The 20,442-nt window shown below is 59.4% G+C and carries 22 protein-coding genes; 20 read left to right on the top strand and 2 right to left on the bottom strand.

Annotation, left to right across the window (positions count from 1 at the left end; translation table 11 throughout):
* Positions 1-134 precede the first annotated feature (134 nt).
* From KVY02_RS05335 to KVY02_RS05345, 3 genes are all read left to right on the top strand, one after another.
* Complete coding sequence (locus tag KVY02_RS05335; RefSeq protein ID WP_218314647.1) at positions 135-2,771, top strand: replicative DNA helicase; 2,637 nt, start codon at positions 135-137, stop codon at positions 2,769-2,771.
* 126 nt (positions 2,772-2,897) lie between these two features.
* Positions 2,898-3,191, top strand: a complete 294-nt coding sequence (locus tag KVY02_RS05340) for a hypothetical protein (RefSeq protein WP_039182003.1) — start codon at positions 2,898-2,900, stop codon at positions 3,189-3,191.
* Positions 3,192-3,331: 140 nt separating this feature from the next.
* On the top strand, positions 3,332-3,634 hold the full coding sequence (locus KVY02_RS05345; protein ID WP_081135341.1) for a DUF6482 family protein: 303 nt from the start codon (positions 3,332-3,334) through the stop codon (positions 3,632-3,634).
* A 10-nt stretch (positions 3,635-3,644) separates the two neighbouring features.
* Here KVY02_RS05345 and KVY02_RS05350 read toward each other — a convergent pair whose 3' ends face one another.
* A complete protein-coding gene (locus KVY02_RS05350) occupies positions 3,645-4,052 on the bottom strand; it encodes a thiol-disulfide oxidoreductase DCC family protein (RefSeq protein WP_081135343.1) in 408 nt (135 codons plus the stop codon).
* Positions 4,053-4,363: 311 nt separating this feature from the next.
* Between KVY02_RS05350 and hemH the strand changes: the two genes are divergently transcribed.
* The 13 genes from hemH (at position 4,364) to KVY02_RS05415 (ending at position 16,371) form a co-directional block, all read left to right on the top strand.
* Complete coding sequence (gene hemH / locus KVY02_RS05355; protein WP_081135349.1) at positions 4,364-5,449, top strand: ferrochelatase; 1,086 nt, start codon at positions 4,364-4,366, stop codon at positions 5,447-5,449.
* Positions 5,450-5,646: 197 nt separating this feature from the next.
* The gene (locus KVY02_RS05360) at positions 5,647-7,995 is read left to right on the top strand and encodes a putative monovalent cation/H+ antiporter subunit A (protein ID WP_218314649.1); all 2,349 of its coding nucleotides are present in this window, start codon (positions 5,647-5,649) and stop codon (positions 7,993-7,995) included.
* Positions 7,988-8,419 (top strand): Na+/H+ antiporter subunit B, encoded by a 432-nt coding sequence (locus KVY02_RS05365; protein WP_016916564.1) that lies wholly within the window; start codon positions 7,988-7,990, stop codon positions 8,417-8,419. Before KVY02_RS05360 ends, KVY02_RS05365 begins: the two co-directional genes overlap by 8 nt.
* A gap of 33 nt (positions 8,420-8,452) precedes the next feature.
* Positions 8,453-8,800, top strand: coding sequence for a Na+/H+ antiporter subunit C (locus KVY02_RS05370; protein WP_026002026.1), 348 nt, complete (start codon positions 8,453-8,455; stop codon positions 8,798-8,800).
* Entirely contained in the window at positions 8,797-10,398 is a 1,602-nt protein-coding gene (locus KVY02_RS05375; RefSeq protein WP_218314651.1) for a Na+/H+ antiporter subunit D, read from the top strand. The genes KVY02_RS05370 and KVY02_RS05375 overlap by 4 nt, the downstream gene beginning before the upstream one ends.
* Positions 10,395-10,868: a Na+/H+ antiporter subunit E gene (locus tag KVY02_RS05380; protein WP_100731280.1), complete on the top strand. Its 474-nt coding sequence runs from the start codon at positions 10,395-10,397 to the stop codon at positions 10,866-10,868. Before KVY02_RS05375 ends, KVY02_RS05380 begins: the two co-directional genes overlap by 4 nt.
* A complete protein-coding gene (locus KVY02_RS05385) occupies positions 10,868-11,137 on the top strand; it encodes a monovalent cation/H+ antiporter complex subunit F (protein WP_016916568.1) in 270 nt (89 codons plus the stop codon). The genes KVY02_RS05380 and KVY02_RS05385 overlap by 1 nt, the downstream gene beginning before the upstream one ends.
* Positions 11,130-11,534 carry a monovalent cation/H(+) antiporter subunit G gene (mnhG, locus tag KVY02_RS05390; RefSeq protein ID WP_016916569.1) on the top strand — a complete coding sequence of 135 codons (405 nt, stop codon included), beginning with the start codon at positions 11,130-11,132 and terminating at the stop codon, positions 11,532-11,534. Before KVY02_RS05385 ends, mnhG begins: the two co-directional genes overlap by 8 nt.
* Positions 11,535-12,401: 867 nt before the next feature.
* Entirely contained in the window at positions 12,402-12,578 is a 177-nt protein-coding gene (locus KVY02_RS05395) for a DUF2256 domain-containing protein (RefSeq protein WP_081135361.1), read from the top strand.
* Complete coding sequence (locus KVY02_RS05400) at positions 12,562-13,983, top strand: DASH family cryptochrome (protein ID WP_218314654.1); 1,422 nt, start codon at positions 12,562-12,564, stop codon at positions 13,981-13,983. The genes KVY02_RS05395 and KVY02_RS05400 overlap by 17 nt, the downstream gene beginning before the upstream one ends.
* Positions 13,984-13,999: 16 nt before the next feature.
* The gene (locus KVY02_RS05405; RefSeq protein WP_218314655.1) at positions 14,000-14,434 is read left to right on the top strand and encodes a DUF3429 domain-containing protein; all 435 of its coding nucleotides are present in this window, start codon (positions 14,000-14,002) and stop codon (positions 14,432-14,434) included.
* A gap of 67 nt (positions 14,435-14,501) precedes the next feature.
* Entirely contained in the window at positions 14,502-15,758 is a 1,257-nt protein-coding gene (locus tag KVY02_RS05410) for a lytic murein transglycosylase (RefSeq protein ID WP_016916572.1), read from the top strand.
* A gap of 82 nt (positions 15,759-15,840) precedes the next feature.
* A complete protein-coding gene (locus KVY02_RS05415; RefSeq protein ID WP_100731277.1) occupies positions 15,841-16,371 on the top strand; it encodes a retropepsin-like aspartic peptidase RloA3 in 531 nt (176 codons plus the stop codon).
* A 13-nt stretch (positions 16,372-16,384) separates the two neighbouring features.
* Here KVY02_RS05415 and KVY02_RS05420 read toward each other — a convergent pair whose 3' ends face one another.
* Positions 16,385-17,095 carry a 16S rRNA (uracil(1498)-N(3))-methyltransferase gene (locus KVY02_RS05420; RefSeq protein ID WP_081135369.1) on the bottom strand — a complete coding sequence of 237 codons (711 nt, stop codon included), beginning with the start codon at positions 17,093-17,095 and terminating at the stop codon, positions 16,385-16,387.
* Between the two features lie 135 nt (positions 17,096-17,230).
* On the opposite strand from KVY02_RS05420, the gene phaR reads away from it, so the two are divergent.
* From phaR to KVY02_RS05440, 4 genes are all read left to right on the top strand, one after another.
* Complete coding sequence (phaR, locus tag KVY02_RS05425; protein ID WP_016916575.1) at positions 17,231-17,695, top strand: polyhydroxyalkanoate synthesis repressor PhaR; 465 nt, start codon at positions 17,231-17,233, stop codon at positions 17,693-17,695.
* Positions 17,696-17,799: 104 nt separating this feature from the next.
* Entirely contained in the window at positions 17,800-19,092 is a 1,293-nt protein-coding gene (purD, locus tag KVY02_RS05430) for a phosphoribosylamine--glycine ligase (RefSeq protein WP_218314657.1), read from the top strand.
* A 34-nt stretch (positions 19,093-19,126) separates the two neighbouring features.
* Positions 19,127-19,567, top strand: a complete 441-nt coding sequence (locus KVY02_RS05435) for an acyl-CoA thioesterase (protein ID WP_016916577.1) — start codon at positions 19,127-19,129, stop codon at positions 19,565-19,567.
* On the top strand, positions 19,567-20,439 hold the full coding sequence (locus KVY02_RS05440; protein WP_016916578.1) for a phosphoribulokinase: 873 nt from the start codon (positions 19,567-19,569) through the stop codon (positions 20,437-20,439). The genes KVY02_RS05435 and KVY02_RS05440 overlap by 1 nt, the downstream gene beginning before the upstream one ends.
* The last annotated feature ends 3 nt before the right edge of the window (positions 20,440-20,442 follow it).

The raw sequence follows: 20,442 nt of genomic DNA on the forward strand, positions 1-20,442 counted from the left end.
TGTGGCTCTTTTGGCAAAGGGCGACACAGCAGGCTTATAAAGCCCTCACTTTACGCGGGGGCCAGTGGTGTTATCCGAGCCGCACGGCTAAGATAAGCGCCGTTGGCTATCGGGTAATTGTTAAGGAGCTCGCAATGCAGGACCAGCCTTCTGCTGATCAGGAAACGGCAGCGTTAAAACTGCCACCGCATTCATTGGAAGCGGAGCAGTCGGTGTTAGGCGGGCTCATGCTGGACAACCAGGCGTGGGACAACGTCTCCGAGCGTCTGGTGGCTGACGATTTTTACCGCTATGAACATCGGCTGGTGTTCAATGTGATGACGCATCTGGCCGAGTCGGGCCAGCCGCTGGACGTCGTGACCCTTTCCGAAGCGCTGGAAGCCCGCGACCAGCTGGATACGGTGGGCGGACTGAGTTTCCTGGCCGAGCTGGCGCGCAACACGCCTTCGGCCAGCAACATACGCGCCTATGCCGATATCGTCCGTGAGCGTGCCACGCTGCGTAAGCTCATCCGGGCGGCCAACCAGATTGCCGAAGGGGCTTTTTCGCCTCAGGGCAGGCCCGCCGACGAGCTGCTCAACGAGGCCGAGCGGCTGGTGTTCCAGATTGCCGAAGAGCGGCCCAAGACCGGTGGCCCCATTGGCATGAGTGACCTGCTCACCAAGGCCGTGGATCGAATCGATGAGCTGTTCAACCTGAAAGGGGAAATGACCGGCCTTTCCACCGGCTTCCGGGATCTGGATGAGATGACTTCGGGCCTGCAGCCTTCCGATCTGGTCATCATTGCCGGACGCCCCTCGATGGGCAAGACCACCTTCGCCATGAACCTGGTCGAGCATGCGGTCATTTCCAGCGACAAGCCGGTGATGGTGTTTTCCATGGAGATGCCCGCCGAATCGCTGATGCTGCGTGTGCTCTCGTCATTGGGGCGTATCGATCAGACCCGCGTGCGTTCGGGGCAGTTGGAAGACGAAGATTGGCCGCGGCTGACCTCGGCGGTGAACCTGCTGAAAGACAAGCAGCTTTTCATCGATGACACGGCGGCCCTGTCACCCAATGAGATGCGCTCACGGTTACGCCGGGTGGTGCGTGAGCACGGCAATATTGCCCTGATCATGATCGACTATCTGCAGCTGATGCAGATTCCTGGCTTTAACGAAAACCGCACGGGCGAGATTTCGGAAATTTCGCGTTCGCTGAAAGGCCTGGCCAAGGAGTTCCAGTGCCCGGTGGTGGCGCTTTCCCAGCTGAACCGCTCGCTGGAGCAGCGTCCCAACAAGCGTCCGGTCATGTCGGATTTGCGTGAGTGTGTCACGGGAGACACGCGGGTGATGCTGGCAACCGGAGAGCGGTTGCCGATTGGTGATCTGGTCGGGCAAACGCCGGACGTCATATCGCTGGGTGAAGATGGCAAGCTGCGCCGCTCGACGACGGATTTGGTGTGGTCAGTGGGCACCAAGCCAGTATTCGAGATTTGTTTGGCTAGTGGGCGGCGTATACGTGCAACAGCCAGGCATCGATTGAAAGCGCTATGGGATTGGAAAACGGTGGCCGAGCTCAAGGTAGGGGATCGTATCGCCTTGGCCAGGCAGTTAGCGCAGCCTGAGCATCCGGTCGTGTGGGAGGAGCATGCGCTTATCCTGCTGGCGCATTTGCTGGGTGACGGCAGCTATGTCAAAGGACAGCCGCTGCGCTATACCACCGCTAGTGAAGCGAATAGCGACGTTGTGAAGCGCTGCGCAGAGCAGTTTGGCTCGACGGTGACTCGCCATGCGGGACGCGGCAACTGGCATCAACTTGTCATTGCTGGCAATGGCAATCGCTGGCACGCCCAGGGAGTGGGCGCCTGGTTGAAATCGCTGGGTATCTTTGGGCAGCGCTCTGCAGAAAAATATATTCCAGGTGACATCTTCAGGCTGTCCGATCAGCAGCTCGCGCTGTTCATACGTCATTTGTGGGCCACCGACGGCAGCATTACGACAGATAAAAATGGGCGCACACGCGTCTATTTTTCTACGGTTAGCCGTCGCCTTATCGATGATGTCAGCGCGCTGCTACTACGTTTCGGTATTGTGACCCGAATCCGCCATGTCGTGTCAGGAGAGGGGAGTGGTTGGTATACCGCCGACGTGTCGGGAAGCGATCAACAGCAGCGCTTTGCACAGAATATTGGGGCTTTTGGGCATCAGGTGGCGTCGTTAGCACCGCTGAAAGCGGCATCCGTCGTGGCGAACACCAATATCGATACCTTGCCCCAGGAGGTGTTCGAGCATGTCAAACAGGCCATGCTTGCTAAAGGCGTGAGTCACCGGAAAATGGCTGCAATGCGTGGCACATCTTATGGCGGCTCGTCCCATTTTAGCTTTGCTCCTTCCCGGGAAACCCTTGGCAGCTATGCAGATGCGCTGGGCGATGTGGCTTTGGCACAGATTGCCTCCAGCGATCTCTTTTGGGACCAAGTCGTCGAGATACGCCCTTGCGGTGAAGAAGAGGTCTTCGATTTGACCGTCCCCGGTGACGCGTGCTGGCTAGCGGATGGCATCGTGAGCCATAACTCGGGCGCGATCGAGCAGGATGCAGACGTCATTGCCTTCGTGTATCGCGACGAAGTGTATAACCGCGATAACCCGGATAACCAGGGCCTGGCCGAGCTGATCATTGGTAAGCAGCGTAATGGCCCCATTGGAACGGTACACATGGCCTTCATAGGCAAATACACGCGCTTCGAAGATCTGGCGCCGGATAGTTACGGTGAAGCCTTCGGCGATTGACTTGAGGCTGAGGGGGGAGCACGTATAATGCGCTCCCCGTTGGCTGAGTCGTCTGGGTAACCCTCACTGGAAGGGCGGGATGAGAAGCGTGGGTCAATCGCATTGGTAGATAGACAGGAGTAACGCATGGCAGGTGGTTTTAGGCGCGGTAACCGTAAGCGGCTTCCCAAGCTGGAAGGTCGGGGTGAGCTCCAGTCGTTAGAGCGTGAAGGTCCCTTCAAGGAGTGGTTGGGCATGCCCGACCTTTACCGCTACCACCTGGTAGTGGAAGGGGAGCAGTACAGCTACCAGACAGAAGATGCGGAATTACCGGTCACCATTGGCGACAAGGTCGTGTTCCGTTACAAGGAAACCAAAGGGGGCAACTGGATCGATCGCAATTCCCTAGGCAAGGCCATCGACCCCTCGGAATATCAGTAACACGACACACATCTTGACGTTTCGGTCAGGAACTCTTTTCTGTTATTGCCCTCTTAGAGAGATAGTGCCAGGGTAATATGATTGTCATGGGGCAAGGGCATGCTGTGCTCCATGGCAATGACCAATAACAGGAGGGAACCATGGAACTTAAAGAGCTTAAACAGTTCGTCGAACGTCATGACAATTTTGAAATTCGAGTAATCACGCACTCGGGCAGCCGGTTTTATCAGGTCGAGCTTGAAGATGTCGAGGGTGAGCGCCATATGCTGACCCAGCGTGGCAAGCCCATGCTGTTTCGTTCGCTGGACGATGTCTACCTCGAACTCAAGCGGGCAGGTATCCACCGGGCGTATCTTGTGCAGCACGTGCCTCAGGATGAAGTCATTGGTCGCGACGCCCACTACAGCGCGCCGCTGACCTCGCGTATGCCGCTGGTATTCTGACGCCCAGGCATCACTGATTGCGCGAGCGTGACCCGCATTTTTCCCACCATTGGCCCAGCCGAATTCGGCGACGGGCAAAGAACCGATAGCCTGCATCCATGACGGCGCGCAGGCCAGGCAAGCAAGACAGTCTTACCAGCCGCCTGTAGCCCAACACGGCATACAGGGCCCGGCTGGCATCCATCCCCACATACCAGTTTCCCTGCTGATCCTGAAGATGCAGTTGCCCCATCATGGCCTCGAAGCTGAGCCCCAATGCGCCGGGATCGAAATCCTCGTGCTGAATATCGACCAGACGAATGCGCTGGTGGTGGCGATGTTTGGCTAGCCAGGCCACTTCGACGCGACAAAAGGGGCAGTGTCCATCGTGGTAGAGCGTGACCGGTGGTTCGGCATGCAGCGTTGCGAAACGGCTCATGAGGAGCGCTCCTCGTGGGGGTATCCTTGGGTGTGAGCGGCTTGCTCGTAACCGGCGGCAGTGGGGGGCGATGCCAGGAGCTGCTCTACCTGCTGGCGCAGAACGCCACCACCGCGCCTTCAGGAGCCCGGCGGAGGGTAGGCAGGGTCAGGGAAAGCTGGTCACCCAGAATGAGTAGCAAAGGCTTGGACATGGGTTGGTATACAGTTGTACAAATTATGTTGATAGTATAACTTTATCCCGCGTCTTTGCTGAAAAGTGATAAGATTTAGACCATTGTGAATGATCGACAGCCCCCAGGAGTAAGTGAGATGGCCGACAGCGTTGTAAAGGATCAACCAGGTGAAGGGCGCTTGGCCCACGCGCCAAGCAGTCATCCTCCGGTTGCCCCCGCCAAGGTGGGCGTGGTGCTGGCCAATCTGGGGACGCCCGATGCGACTGACTACTGGTCCATGCGGCGCTATCTCAACGAATTCCTGTCGGATAAGCGGGTCGTGGACTATGCGGGTTGGAAATGGCAGCCGCTGCTGCAGCTCATCATTCTGACCAAGCGCCCCTTTACGTCGGGCCATGCCTATAAAAGCATCTGGAACACCGAAAAAGACGAGAGCCCGCTGCTGACCATTACCCGTGCACAGACGGAAAAGATGACCGCCCGGCTGAAAGCGCTGTATGGCGACAGTGTCGAGGTCGATTTCTGCATGCGCTATGGCAACCCTTCCACGGAAAGCGTGCTGAATCGCATGAAAGAGAAGGGCTGCGAGCGCATCGTGTTCTTCCCGCTCTATCCGCAGTACGGCTCGCCCACCACGGCTACCGCCAATGATCAGGCGTTTCGCACGTTGATGAAGATGAAGTGGCAGCCCTACCTGCGCACGGTGCCGGCCTACTTTGAACACCCGGCTTACATCCAGGCGCTGGCCAACTCGGTGCAAGAGGCGTACGACGGCTTTGAAAGCCGTCCCACCAAGCTCGTGGCCAGCTACCACGGTGTGCCGGAACGCTATCTGATGGAAGGCGATCCCTACCACTGCCAGTGCCAGAAAACCACGCGCCTGCTGCGTGAGCGTCTGGGGTTGAGCAAGGAGGAGGTCGATACCGCCTTCCAGTCACAGTTTGGCCCGGAAAAGTGGGTAGGCCCGCAAACCGTGGATCATGTGGCCGAGCTGGCCAGGCAGGGCCACAAGCACATTGCCATTCTGTCACCTGCTTTCTCCTCCGACTGTGTGGAAACCCTCGAAGAGATCAAGGAGGAGATTCACGACAGTTTCATGGAGGCCGGTGGCGAGACGTTCAGCTATATTCCTTGCCTGAATGATCGCGATGATCATATCGATGCCCTGTTGGCCGTGGTCAATAATGAGCTGTTGGGCTGGTTGCCCGTGCCCGCTCCGTAAGATTTCTGCTCGCGCTGACGCCGCTTTGGCCACTGCCCGAGCTTTTTTTATGCCAGCGAGGTGGCTGGAGTTTTTCGAAAGGCTGGTATAAGGTTTGTGCATATAAAATCACATTTATTCAACGTTTAAGCGGCACATGTCGTACCATGCGCCGCTTGCGGGAATAGTTTGCGCTTATTTTAGGGAGAGAACGCCGGATGCAATTTGCCGTTTTAATAGGCTTCGTGCTGGCAGCGTCGTCACCGCTGCTCAACCTCTGGTGTAGGGAACGAACCAGCCTGGTGCTGGCGCTATTTCCAGCGCTGATGGCCGCGTGGCTGATTGGCCAGGCCCCGGTGGTGCTGAGTGAAGGGCCGCAGCTGCTGGAGTGGGCGTGGGTGCCGTCGCTGGGGATCAGCCTGAGCTTTTTGCTGGATGGCCTGTCGCTGCTGTTTGGCCTGCTGATTTCCGTCATCGGTACTTGCGTACTGATCTATGCTGGCGGGTATCTGAAAGGGCATCCGGATATTGCCCGCTTCCATCTGGCGCTGGTGGCCTTCATGGCCTCCATGATGGGGCTGGTCATGGCCGATGGCCTGTTGACCCTGTTCGTTTTCTGGGAACTGACCAGTATCACCTCGTATCTGTTGATCGGCTTCAACCATAACGATATCGAGGCCAGAAAGTCGGCTCGCCAGGGCTTGTTCGTGACCGTTTCCGGTGGCCTTGCGCTGATGGCGGGACTGGTCCTGCTGGGTGTGGCCAGCGGCAGTTGGTCGCTGAGCGAGATTCTGCAGTCCGACGACAACCTGCGCGAGCATGCGCTCTATACGCCCATGTTGATCTGCCTGCTGCTCGGGGCGTTCACCAAGTCGGCGCAGTTTCCGTTTCATTTCTGGCTGCCGAACGCCATGGCGGCGCCAACGCCCGTATCGGCTTACCTGCACTCGGCCACCATGGTCAAGGCGGGCATCTACCTGCTGGCGCGCCTGCAGCCCGAGCTGGGCGGTACCGGCATGTGGGTGGGCATTCTCTCGGTGGTGGGTGCGACCACCATGCTGACGGGCGCCTTCCTGGCGATCCACCATACCAATATCAAGAAGCTGCTGGCCTACTCGACGATCATGGCGCTGGGCACCTTGACCATGCTGCTGGGCATTGGCTCCGACTATGCCATGACGGCGTTCGTCACCTTCCTGCTAGCGCACTCCATGTACAAAGGCGCGCTCTTCATGGTGGCGGGTATTCTGGACCATGAAACGGGCACCAAGGATGTCACGGCCATGGGGGGCTTGCGGAGAGCCATGCCCGTGACGGCGACGATTGCCTTCGTGGCGGCGCTGTCGTTGGCCGGGGTTCCACCGCTGTTCGGTTTCATTGGCAAGGAGCTGATGCTGGAGGCTGCCTTGGGCGCCGACAGCGTGCGTCTGATGCTGGTGCTGTTTGCGTTCCTCTCGGCCATTCTGACCATTGCCGTGGCGGCCATCATTGCGCTGCGCCCTTTCTTTGGCGCGCAGCATGCCACTCCCAAGGTCGCCCATGAAGCGCCGTTTAGCATGCTGTTGGGGCCTGCACTGCTGGCCTGCGGCTCGCTATTGCTGGGGCTGGCGCCCGCGCTGCTGGGGGTGGATGCACTGCTGACCGCTGCGGCCACTTCGGTAGTGGGCGATGCGCTGACGGTTACCCTGTCGCTGTGGCACGGTATCAACGTGGCGCTGATCATGTCGCTGGTGAGCATGGCGCTGGGCTTTTTGCTGTTCAAGCGTTGGGACGAGGTGCGCAGCCATTTGGCGCGATTGGCACCGGTCATGCGCTATGGGCCGGAAGCAGGCTATGAAGGCTTCATGAATGGCGTCGTACGCTTCTCCGAGTGGCAGACCCACATTCTGCAGAATGGCTACATGCGTAATTACATTCTGGTGATGCTGGTGGTGTTGATCGGCCTGGTCGGTAATTCGATTCTGCTGCGCCACTCGCCCCAGCTGGCGCTGACGCTGGACGTGCGTTTCCATGAAATCATCGTGGTCGGTACCATGGCCATGGGGGCAATTTTTGCCACCATCTCGCGCTCGCGCCTGGGAGCCGTGGTGTCGGTTGGCATCATGGGCTTCTCGATTGCGCTGATCTTCATTCTGTTCAGTGCCCCCGATCTCGGCATCACCCAGCTGCTGGTAGAGACCATGACGGTCATTCTGCTGGTGCTGGTGCTGTTCCGCTTGCCGCGTTACTCCAACCTCTCGACCAGCCTCGAGCGCGTGCGTGACGGTGCCGTGGCAGCTGCCATGGGGGTCATGATCTTCCTGTTGATCATGACGGCATGGAGCATCGACCAGTTCGAAACCATTTCCACGTACATGGTCGAGAACAGCGCACCGCTGGCTCATGGGCGCAACATCGTCAACGTGATTCTGGTGGACTACCGTGCCCTGGATACGCTGGGCGAAATGTTCGTGCTGGCGCTGGCCGCCATTGGTGTCATTGCCATGTTGAAACTGCGTCACGATGGCCCCCAGGGCAAATCAGTAGAGGCGGAGAAGAGCAGCGTCAAGGAGCCCTACGATGGTTAAGTCAGGTACGATCATTCTCAATACGGCGGCACGCTTTTTGATGCCGCTGCAACTGATGTTCTCTATTTTTCTGTTGCTGCGTGGCCATGACGAGCCCGGCGGCGGCTTCATCGCCGGGCTGGTGGCGGCGGGGGCGTTTGCGCTTTACCTGTTCGCCTTTGGTGCCAGCGCCACCCGAGAAGTGCTGCGCATGGTCGACCCCCGCGACCTGGTCGGGGCGGGTCTGCTGTTGGGCATGATCTCGGTGGTGCCCGCCTGGTTCATGGGTGAGCCCTTCTTGACTGCACAGTGGTGGACGATTCCCGGTATCGAGTTCAAGGCCTCTACGCCGCTGATCTTCGATGTGGGCGTCTATCTGGCGGTGCTGGGTTCCGTGATGGGCATGGTCATGGCGTTAATGGAGGTGGACAAGGATGAGCCTTGAGCTGCATACCCCGGATAACATAGGAGGCTCCCCATGGAACCGCTAATGGCCCTGGCGATTGGTTTGCTGTACGCCACTGCCGTATTCATGATGCTGCGGCGTTCGATCGTCAAACTGGTGATCGGTTTGCTGCTGCTTTCCAATGGCGCCAACCTGCTGATTTTTACCACCGCAGGCATGACCCGTGGCGCGCCACCGCTGATTCCCGAAGGCATGATGCAGCCACTGGGCCCCGTGGCCGATCCGCTGCCCCAGGCCGTGGTGCTGACCGCCATCGTGATCGCGTTCGGCGTACTGGCATTTGCCGTCGTACTGATTCGCCGTGCCTATGAGATCGTGAAGGCAGATGATTTGGACAAGATGAAGGATACCGACACGTGAGGCCTGAAGTTGCACTTCCCGTTCTGTTGCCTCTGCTTTCGGGGGCGATATCGCTGCTGTTCTGGCGGTCGCGGCCCATGCAGCGCTTTGTGGCCGTTGCTGGCAACGTTGCGCTGCTGGGCGTCAGTCTGTGGCTGTTTGTCGCGGTACTGACAGATGGCTATGTCACCATGCAGATGGGTAACTGGCCTGCGCCCTTCGGCATTACCCTGGTGGCGGACATGCTCAGTGCCGTGATGATCCTGCTGACTGGCATCATCGGTCTGGCCATGGGTATTTACTCATTGGCCACCACCGGGCGTGGCCATGAAAAATTCGGCTACTACCCGCTGATGCACCTGCTGCTGGCCGGTGTGGCTGGAGCCTTCCTGACCGGCGACATGTTCAACCTCTACGTGTGGTTCGAGGTGATGCTGGTGGCATCGTTCGCGCTGCTGATTCTGGGGGGAGAGCGTGCCCAGATGGAAGGTGCCATCAAGTATGTGACGCTGAACCTGCTGGCATCGGTGATCTTTCTGACCGCGATTGGCTTGCTGTATGGCACGGTCGGTTCGCTGAACATGGCCGACATCGCCCTGCGCATGGATGAGGCCGAGCACAGCGGCATGGTAGAAGTGCTGGCCGTGATGTTCATGGTGGCCTTTGGTATCAAGGCGGCCGCGTTTCCGCTGTTCTTCTGGCTGCCCGCGTCGTATCACACGCCGCCCGTGGCGGTATCGGCGCTGTTTGCTGGCCTGCTGACCAAGGTCGGGGTGTACTCGCTGTTCCGCGTCTTCACGCTGATCTTCGATCAGACCATGGGCTACCTTCAGGACATCATACTGTGGGGTGCAGTCTTGACCATGGTCACCGGCGTACTCGGGGCGGCGGCGCAGTATGAGTTCCGCCGTATTCTCTCGTTTCACATCGTCAGCCAGATTGGCTACATGATTCTTGGTCTGGCGCTCTATACCCCGCTGGCCATCGCCGGTGGCGTGTTTGCGATCATGCACAATATCATCGTGAAAACGAATCTGTTCCTGATCAGTGGTATCACGCATCGCTTGCAGGGCACCTACCAGCTCAAGAAGATGGGCGGGCTGTATCGCGAGCGCCCCTGGCTCGCCGTGGCGTTCTTTATCTCGGCTTTCTCGTTGGCGGGCATTCCGCCGTTGTCCGGCTTCTTCGCCAAGTTCGTACTGGTGCGAGCAGGCCTGGAAGCGGGTGCCTATGTCGCCACCGGGATTGCTTTGGCCGTGGGCTTGATGACCCTCTACTCCATGGTCAAGATCTGGAACGAAGTGTTCTGGAAAGCCTTGCCGGAAGAGAACAAGGTGCCTGCAACCCAAACGCCCACAGGCGATGATGGGCGTATGCTCAAACCGAGCCTATGGATGATGTATCTGCCGGTGATCGTATTGGCCATGATGTCGCTGCTGGTGGGTGTTTTCGCCGAGCCCATCATGCAGGTCATGAATCAGATTGGCGATCAATTGATGAATCCTGCAGGCTACATAGAGGCCGTGCTCGGTGAGTCGGCGAATGTTATCGATGCGCTGCTGGAGTCGGCAGATGCGGGCGTGGATCAGGCGAGTGACGTTCAGGAGGAGGCTCCATGACCGGTGCAATTTGGAACTTGTTACTCGGCCTGGCCTGGGTACTGTTGAGCGGTGACTTCTCGGGCTTGAACCTGCTGGTAGGCATGGTGTTTGGTTATATTGCGCTGGTGTTGATCGAACCTCAGGTTGAAGCGCTGAAAGGCTATCCTTCGCGAGTGCCGCGCATCATCGGCTTCATTGGCTTCTTCATGAAAGAGCTGGTGCAGGCCAACTTGCGCGTCGCTTTCGATATCCTGACGCCGCCCTGGCACATGCAGCCAGGGGTCATTGCTTTTCCGCTGGCCGCGCGCACGGAAATGGAGATCACCATGGTGGCCAACCTGATTTCGCTGACGCCGGGCACGTTGAGCCTGGACGTCTCCGATGATCGCCGGGTGCTCTATATCCATGCCATGTTCCTGGACGATGAAGATGAGCTGAGACGCAGCCTCAAAGAGATGGAGCACCGAGCCCTGGAGTTATTTCGCTGATGGATACCGTGATTTTGATTAGCCAGGTCGTGATGGGCTGTGCCCTGATACTGACCTTCGTGCGCGTGGTGCGTGGCCCTAGCCTGCCGGACCGAGTGGTGGCGCTGGAGCTGTTTTCCACCACGGTGGTGGGGCTGGTAGGGGTATATGCCATACAATCAGGTGTATCGAGCTTTCTGGATGCGGCCATCGTCATTGCGCTGATGGGCTTCCTGGCCGCCATCGGATTTGCTCGCTTTCTGGAACGTGGAGGGCCGCGGGATGATTGATTTCGTCAAGGGAACGCTGGTTCTGACCGGCGCCAGCTTCATGCTGCTGGCCTCCATTGGTTTGCTGCGGCTGCCCGATTTGTTGACCCGTATGCATGCCACCACCAAGGCTGCTGCACTGGGGGTGATCCTGATCATGCTGGCGGCAGCCATGCACTTTGCCGAAGTGGGGGTCGTGGCGCGGGCATTCGCGATCATCGTATTCATCTTGATCACCGCACCTATTGCCGCCCATGTGATTGGCAGGGCGGGTTACTTCGTCGGCTCTCGACTGTGGAGCGGTACGGTGAAGGATGAACTCAGGCCCAATTATGATCCGCTCACCCATGAATTGAAGAGCGGATTGGAGACCCATGAAAATGCCAAGCGTCAACCTCGGCCTACAGATCCCGACTGACCATTAATCAACGAGTTAACCAAAAGCCACCTTCGGGTGGCTTTTTTTATGGTGCGCCAGGCATGGCGCGCAGCGCCAATTAGGCGCTATCCGGTCCGCCGTGGTGGTTGGCCGGATGACTTGGGGGTGAAAGTCCCCTACGGACCCTGATAGCGGGAACCGTTAGCTGAACAGCAAGGGTGTTCGTCGTGAGGCGGAATCTGAAGGAAGCTGTAGGCAAACTCCTGGCCCGACGAACAGGAACCGCATATGAGGCAGCCACATCTGGGCGAGAGGGCCATGAAACTCGAAGCCCAATAGCTATCCAGAAGATGTGGAAGTAGATGCGGCGGGTAGATGGGAGGAAGGTCGCGCGTCTTACCCTGGGAGGCCTGTTCGCCTGCCACTGGCTACCGACACCGTGAGGTGTCGGGATGGGCGAACAGGAGTCAGCAGAGGCCATATTAGGCTCTCTAACCAAGAGCTGAAGGGCTGAACCTGTCACGAGTGGATAGTTGACCACTCTCTGATGTGTACGAGCAGAAGCCTCCCCGGAGGGCTCTCGATAACTGTATGGCGGGCCGGAAGCCCAAAGACTGTCGAAGCGCTCAGAGCACACAGGCGAGCGAATTCAGCGGAACGAAGCTCAGCCCGATAATGGGGGACAGGAACCGCCGTGGTACGGATCCGTTTGCCCGGTGGTGTGAGAGGACGGGGGAGGCGACTCCCCCTCCTACTCGATCGGAGTTAATAAGGCGCTGCTGTTTAACCAAAGTGCGCAGTGCCACTAAATGCCTGTTAATTTATATACAATATATGTACTGTATAAGATATAGTGTCCATGTATGAAAGCGTGGCGCGGTGCTTTACGCGCAGCGAGATGGACAGATGAGACGAAAACAAGACCTACCGGAAAAAGACTGCGTTCAATGCCAGCGCCCATTTACCTGGCGGAAAAAATGGGCGCGCTGCTGGGAGGAAGTGCGTTTTTGCAGCGAACGTTGCCGACGCGAAGCCAGACAGCACAGCACGCCGAGGAGGCACGAGCATGAACAGCACGACTGATATCGTCTGGCTACAGGATAATCTCCGTGTAGCGGACAACCCCTTACTACATTTCAAGTCCGCCCCTGATCAACTGGTTTGCCTTTACGTACTGGACCAGGCGTGGTTGACCTCCAATATGGCAGGCGAGGAGACTTGCCGCCTTGGCCCGGCGCGCCTGCGCTTTTTATGGCAAAGCCTGATGGAGCTGCGAGGCGAGCTGCTGCAATTGGGCAGCGATCTGCTGGTACGTATCGGCCATCCCGCTGAAGAAGTGGTGGCCATGGCTACGCGTCTCAAGGCCCGGCAAGTGCTGGTCGCCGAGCACTCGGGCTGCGAAGAGCGGGCGCACATCGATCAGGTGGCCGAGACGCTGCCTGAGGGTTGTTCGCTGGTGCGTTCCGAAAGCGGCTACTTGCTTGACGCTGCGACACTGCCGTTTGCCCTGGAGGAGCTGCCCGCCAGCTTTTCGGCGTTTCGTCGCCATGTGGAAAAACATTGCGAGATCCCCGAGCCGCTCACCATGCCGGTGACGCTGCCCGGGTGGCCAGACGACGCCCCCCGTGGCTTCCCGCCGCTCAAGGATGTGTGTCAGCAGAGCGCGGCCTGGCAGCCAGACAAGCGCCAAGGCTTTGTATTCGTAGGCGGTGAATCTGCCGCCCGAGACCGGCTGCAGCACTATCTGTGGCGGCAGAACGGCGCTGAGTCTTACAAAAAGACCCGCAATGGCTTGCTGGGTGCCAATTTTTCGACGCGGTTTTCGCCCTGGCTGGCCAGGGGCTGTCTCTCGGCTCGCCAGGTACACCGTGAGGTCAAGGCCTGGGAAGCCATCAACGGTAGCTGCGAGTCCAGCTACTGGATCGTGTTCGAACTATTGTGGCGTGACTACTTTCACCGTGCAGCACAGCTTGAAGGCCCTGCGCTATTCGGCCGCGAGCAGCTCCCCGTGCCTAACGAGGCGTTCAACCGTTGGCGCGACGGCAAGACCGGGGTGCCGTTCATCGATGCGGCGATGATTGAACTCAAGGGGACCGGATGGATATCCAACCGCGCACGGCAGAACGTGGCCAGTTTCCTGGTCAAGGACCTGGGCGTGGACTGGCGTTTGGGCGCTGGCTGGTTCGAGCACTGTTTGATCGATTACGATGTGGCCAGCAACTGGGGAAATTGGCGCTATATCGCCGGCGTAGGGCGAGATCCCCGCCAGGATCGCTACTTCAACGTGTTGAAACAGGCCGGACATTACGACCCAAAAGGCCTCTATGTCGCTTACTGGCTGCCGGCCCTCGAGTCCTTGCCCTTTGGCCTCGAACGGCACCAGCCCTGGCGCGCGGCGCCTTCCAGGTTCGATCCTCCCTGCGTCATGCCAAGTGAGTGGCACCGCTGGCTGATTGCTGCCGAAGAGTTCGAGGAGACGGATGAGTAAGCAAGCAGGAAGCGTTGTGAGTGAACGCCGACTGGCCTGGGGGCTGGGCCTTGCTGGGCTGATACCCTTCGTTGCGGCGAGTGGGGCAGCATGGTGGGCGCCGACTGCCTGGCAGGTCACGGCGATTTACGGGTTTACTTATTATAGCGCGGTCATTCTCTCGTTTCTGGGCGGCGCCCACTGGGGTAGCGCGCTTCAAGTCTCGCGCCCGGATAACGCCAGGCGCCTGCTGCTGGCCATGGTGCCGAGCCTGATTGCCTGGCCTGCGTTGCTATTCGATGTGGTGACGGGGCTGTGGGTGCTGCTGGCAGGTTTCGTGCTCATCGGGCTTTACGATGTCAGTCGCGATGGCCGTGATGGCTTTCCTCGCTGGTACACGGGATTGCGCTGTGTGCTGACCGGTATCGTGGGGGCTGCCCACGTTGTGGTGCTGTGGCGCCTGATGGCGTGAGGCTGGCATCAGACCCGTTTCTGAGCCATTATCACAGCCACGCCAAGGACAGCCATGAGACGATGACATGTTATTGAAATCCCAGGTATCACCCGCTTTCGCGCCCACCTTCAAGCCAGCCTTGATACTGGCAACGATGCTGGCTTTGGGGGGGCAATCTGCCCAAGCCAGCCCGCAACTGATGACCGAAGTCGATGCGCGAGCCGCCGAGCAGGTGCAGTATGCCAGCTTCAACCAGTGGCTAAGTGATTTCCGCCGTTACGCCGCCAATCAAGGGATCAGTGAAGCCACTCTGGCCAAAGCGCTGGACGGTGTGCGTTATCGCGAGCGGGTGATCGAGCTGGACCGTCATCAGCCTGAGTTCGTCAGGCCCATCTGGCAATACCTCGATAGCGCCGTGTCCAGTACGCGCATTGCCAATGGCCGTGAAAAGTATGCCCAGCATCGCGATACCGCCCAGCAGATGCAGCAACGGTATGGGGTGCCTGCCGAAATCATCGTCGCCATTTGGGGTGTCGAGAGTAATTACGGCAGCAACTTTGGTGACTTTTCGACGCTTGAGTCCCTCGCCACGCTGGCCTACGATGGCCGTCGCCGTGACTTTGCCCGCGGAGAGCTTCTGGCAGCGCTGCGTATCATCGAGCAGGGCGATATCGCCGCCGATGAGATGCGCGGCTCCTGGGCCGGGGCCATGGGGCATACTCAGTTCATCCCCAGCAGCTTCGAAGCCTATGCGGTGGACGGTGACAATGATGGACGACGTGACATCTGGGGCAGCATTCCCGACGTCATGGCCTCGACGGCCAACTACCTGGCCCGTGCCGGTTGGCAAGCAGGCCAGCCCTGGGGAGCTGAGGTAGTACTGCCTGATACGTTCGACTACTCGCAAACCGAACGTTTGAGTTCGGCCCAGTGGGCCGCGCAGGGCGTACGGGCGGTGAGCGGCGATTTGCCCGCCTTCGATAGCGCCGCCGTCATCGTACCAGCGGGTGCCAGTGGCCCAGCATTCATCGTAGGCCCTAACTTCCGGGCCATTTTGCGCTACAACAACGCCACCAGCTATGCGCTAGCGGTGGCGACACTGGCCGATGCCATTGCCGGGCGTCAGGGCATTACTCAGTCCTGGCCCACCCATGAGGCACCTTTGACGCGCGACGATGTCAGAACGCTTCAGCAGCGGCTGAACAACGCCGGTTATTCGGTGGGTACCGCCGATGGCATCATGGGACCCAATACCCAGGCAGGTGTGCGAGCCTTCCAGCGTGATCAAGGACTGGTGCCCGACGGTTTTGCCACTCAGTCGCTGCTTGAGCGACTTCCATAATCCAACTACCTCTTTAATCCAACTACCTTTTTAATCCAACTATCAAGGACGCGTTGCGATGGTGAATAGACTGCGAAAGACCATGGGCATGACGGCTCTGGCGAGTGTGCTGATGGCGAGTGCCAGCGTACAGGCCGAGGACAAGGTGTTCGGCTGGGTGGAGAACGCGTTCATCGAGCCTTGGGGCATTGGCGTCAAGGCCAAGCTGGACAGCGGTGCGCTGACCTCGTCGTTGGACGCCCGTGACATCGAGATTTTCGAGAAGGATGGCGAAGACTGGGTGCGCTTTCGCTTAAAGCTGGAGGATCAGGCCAGCGGTGAGACCTTCAGCGACGAAATCGAACGTCCGCTGTATCGTGAGCAAACCGTGCGCGGCGCCGGTGGGCGCGATGAACGCCCCGTGGTGCTGATGGATGTGTGCATGGGCGACACCATCTATGAAGAGCAGTTCAGCCTGCGCGACCGCGAAGAGATGATTTACCCGCTGCTGCTGGGGCGGCGCACCATCAGCCATCTTGGGTTACTGGACGTGCGTAGAACGTTCCTGCAGTCACCGGAGTGTGGGGAGGATGCCGAGTACGTTCCCCACGACCCCGAAGACGATCAAACCTGATCAATAGGGTGAGTCAGAACAGCCGTGCCAGCAGCGCCGTCACGGCGGTTTCTACTCTCAGGATGCGCGGGCCCAGGTGCATGCCCTCGCATCCTGCTGCCAGCAGTTGCTCGACTTCCCATTCGATAAAACCACCCTCTGGCCCCACGAAAAGTGCACAGGGCTCGTCGATGCCGCGTGGGCAGGCGTCGGGCATGCCGGGGTGAGCAACGAGCCCCCGTCGCTCGTGTAGTACGCCGTTCAGGTGATCTTCCAGAAAAGGGCGAAAGCCCTTGCACAGCGTGACCTGCGGGAGCTGCGTGTCGCGTGCCTGCTCCAACCCAAGCAGGAGATGCTGGTGCACTTTTTCCGGGCGTAACTCCGGCGATTGCCAGTAGCTTTTCTCCACCCGCTGGGTGTGCAGTAGGGTAATCTGTTTCACGCCTAGCGCGGTCACGTGCTCCAGCGTGCGGGCCAGCATGCGCGGGCGTGGCAGGGCCAGTACCAGATGTACCGGTAGCGGGGGCGGTGGAGGCGTTTCCAGCGGGCCCAGGTGGAAGAGGGCACCGCTGTCGCTCAGTTCGATCAGTTCGGCCTTGCCCATGTTGCCTCCCTGAACGCCCACGCTCAGCTGATCCCCCGGCTGAGCACGATGTACGTCGCGCAGGTGCGTCAAGCGGCGGGTGTCGGTCAGGCGGGCTTGTTGGCCGTTCACCTCACTGGGGTCGAGCAAAATCAGATTCATGATGGTCGTCTATTAGTCGTGGGCGGGCCGCGCATCGCGGCACTAATCCGTTAAGCTGGCTTGCATGGGCGTGTGTTGCAGGCACAATAGCAGCCATGGCGACAAAAGCCTTTATCGCGTTTAAGGAGATACGCTGTGCGCGTCATTCGTAAATATGCCAACCGCAGGTTGTACGACACACAACAAAGCCGCTACGTGACGCTGGAAGATTTGCGCCGTCTGATTATCGACGAAGAGCCTTTCCGTGTCGAAGATGCCAAAAGTGGCGAAGACCTCACGCGCACGATTCTACTGTCGATCATTATCGAACAGGAGCAGGCCGATAGTGAAGCGGAAGTGTTCTCCAACGACCTGCTGGCCCAGTTGATTCGCGTGTATGACATGTCGTCACCGCTGCCTCTGGCGCGCTATCTGGAACAGGGCACTCAACTGATGCTGGAGCAGCAGAAGCGCCTTCAGAGCCAGTGGCAGCAGGCCATGCGGCATACGCCCATGGAGTTCATGCGTGAACTGGCCGAGGAGAACATGCGCTTCTGGCAGAACACGCTCAACCAGCCTTCCACCAAGGAAGACGACGACCCAACGGACGGCAAGCCTTAGCTTCACAACAGCGCTGGGTTTCAGACAGCGCTTGGCGCCCCGCTAGCGGCTGCGTTATGGCATAATGCGCCCATCGACGCTCTCCTGTTTTGAGAAGGATACCCATGAAAGTTTTGATGATCGGTGGCGGTGGCCGTGAACATGCCCTTGCCTGGAAGCTTGCCCAATCCCCCCAGGTCGAGCAGGTGTTCGTAGCGCCTGGTAATGCAGGCACGGCCACGGAGCCCAAGCTGAGCAATGTGGCCATTGCCGCAACCGACCTGCCGGCACTGGTGGCGTTTGCTCAGCAAGAGCAGGTCGCCCTGACGGTCGTTGGCCCGGAAGCGCCGCTGGTGGAAGGGGTGGTCGATCAATTTCAGGCAGCGGGCCTGACCATCTTTGGCCCTACCCAGGGGGCTGCTCAGTTGGAAGGCTCCAAGTCCTTCACCAAGGACTTCCTGGCCCGCCACGCCATTCCCACCGCCGACTACCAGACCTTCACGGCGGTCGAGCCAGCGCTTGACTACTTGGCCCGCATGGGCGCGCCCATCGTCATCAAGGCCGATGGTCTGGCCGCCGGCAAGGGCGTGATCGTGGCCATGAGCGAAGCCGAAGCCGAAGCCGCCATTCGCGATATGCTGGAAGCCAACGCCTTTGGCGATGCCGGTGCCCGGGTCGTCATCGAAGAGTTTCTGGACGGCGAAGAAGCCAGCTTCATTGTCATGGTCGACGGTGAACATGTCGTCCCCATGGCCACCAGCCAGGATCACAAGCGTGCCTACGATGGTGATACCGGTCCCAATACCGGCGGCATGGGGGCTTACTCACCGGCGCCTGTGGTCACGCCCGAGGTGGATGCCCGCATCATGGAGCAGGTGATCCTGCCTACCGTACGAGGCATGGCTGAAGAGGGCAATGCGTACACGGGCTTCTTGTATGCCGGTTTGATGATCGACGCTGCGGGCCAACCCAAAGTGATCGAATACAACTGCCGCTTTGGTGACCCGGAAACCCAGCCCATCATGATGCGTCTGGTGTCGGATCTGGCGGAGCTTTGTCTGGCGGGCGCCAAAGGCGAGCTGGCAGGCAAGCAGTGTGAATGGGACAGCCGTGCGGCGGTGGGCGTGGTCATGGCGGCGGGCGGTTATCCCGGCAGCTATCGCAAAGGCGATGTGATTCACGGTCTGGCCGATGCCGAGCAGGCCCAGTGCAAGGTGTTCCACGCCGGCACTGCCCTGACCGATGAAGGCGAGATCGCCACGGCCGGTGGGCGCGTGCTGTGTGTCACGGCGCTGGGCGACAGCGTGTCGGCTGCTCAGCAGCAGGCCTATCAGGGGGTCAAGGCCATCCAGTGGGAAGGTGCCGAGTTCCGCCGTGACATCGCCTTCCGCGCCATTGCCCGGGAAGTGAATCACTAACGACCCCTTTCGTCACCCAAGCAGGAGAGCCGTCATGGAACGCGTTGCTATCGAATTTCCCGCAGACGCGGTGATCCACCGCCATACCCTCTCGGTGCGGGTGACCGACATGAACTACGGCCGCCACCTGGGGCATGATGCCCTGGTGTCGCTGCTGCATGAGGCCAGGGCACAAGCACTGGGTAGCCTGCACTTGCCCGAGTGGGACATGGGCGGCTATCCCAGCGTCGTGGTGGACCTGGCGATACAATATCAGCAGGAAGCGCGCTTCCCGGAGGTGCTGGTCATCGAGACGGCGGTGCCTGAACCGCAGGGCAAGGCACTGACTGTCTATCAGCGTGTCTTGAAGGAAGGCAGCGAGACTGTGGTGGCCACGGCCCGAATCAACAAGCTGCTGCTGGATCTGGGGGCGGGCAAGCCGGTGCCCATTCCTGACGCGGTGAAGCAGACACTCGCCGAGGCAAGGGGGAGCTGATGTCCCGAGAGTATCCCATCATTGCCATCACCGGCTCCTCTGGGGCTGGCACCACCACGGTGCGCCGTAGCTTCGAACGGATGTTTCTAAGAGAAGACGTTCACGCGGCCATGGTGGATGGTGATGCCTTCCATCGCTATACCCGCGATGACCTCAAACGTATCTTCCGCGAAGAGCCCGAACGCAAGGATGAGCTTTCTCACTTTGCCGTCGAGGCCAACCTGCTGGATCGCCTGGAGGGCCTGTTCGTCGAGTACGGTGAACACGGCACCGGTACCTACCGGCACTACATCCATGCAGAAGACAAGCAGAAGATCGAAGCCGGTTACCGAGTGGGCACCTTTACCGAATGGCAGGCGCTGCCTTGCGGCACTGACCTGCTGTTTTACGAAGGGCTGCACGGTGGGCTGGTGACCCGCGAGTACGATATTGCTCGGCACGTGGATTTGCTGGTGGGCGTTGCGCCGACCATGAACCTGGAGTGGATTCAGAAGATCGATCGTGACACCAAGCTGCGTGGCTACTCACAGGAAGCGGTCATCGACACCATTCTGGGGCGCATGGACGATTACGTGCGCTATATCCAGCCGCAGTTTTCGCGTACCCATATCAACTTTCAGCGCGTGCCTACCGTCGACACCTCCAACCCCTTCGAGGTGCAGGATATCCCCACCGATGCCGAGTCTTTCGTGGTGATTCGCTTTCGCGACCCCTCGACCGTGGATTTCCCCTGGCTGCTGGCCATGATCAAGGATGCGTTCATGACGCGGCCCCACACGCTGGTGGTGCCCGGTGCACGCATGTCGTTGGCGATGGAGTTGATCCTCGCCCCGTTGGTTCGCCACCTGCTGGCTCAGCGCCGTTTCCGATAGGCG

This window comes from Halomonas sp. 18071143, from assembly GCF_019211725.1.
GTDB classification, from domain to species: Bacteria; Pseudomonadota; Gammaproteobacteria; order Pseudomonadales; family Halomonadaceae; genus Vreelandella; species Vreelandella stevensii.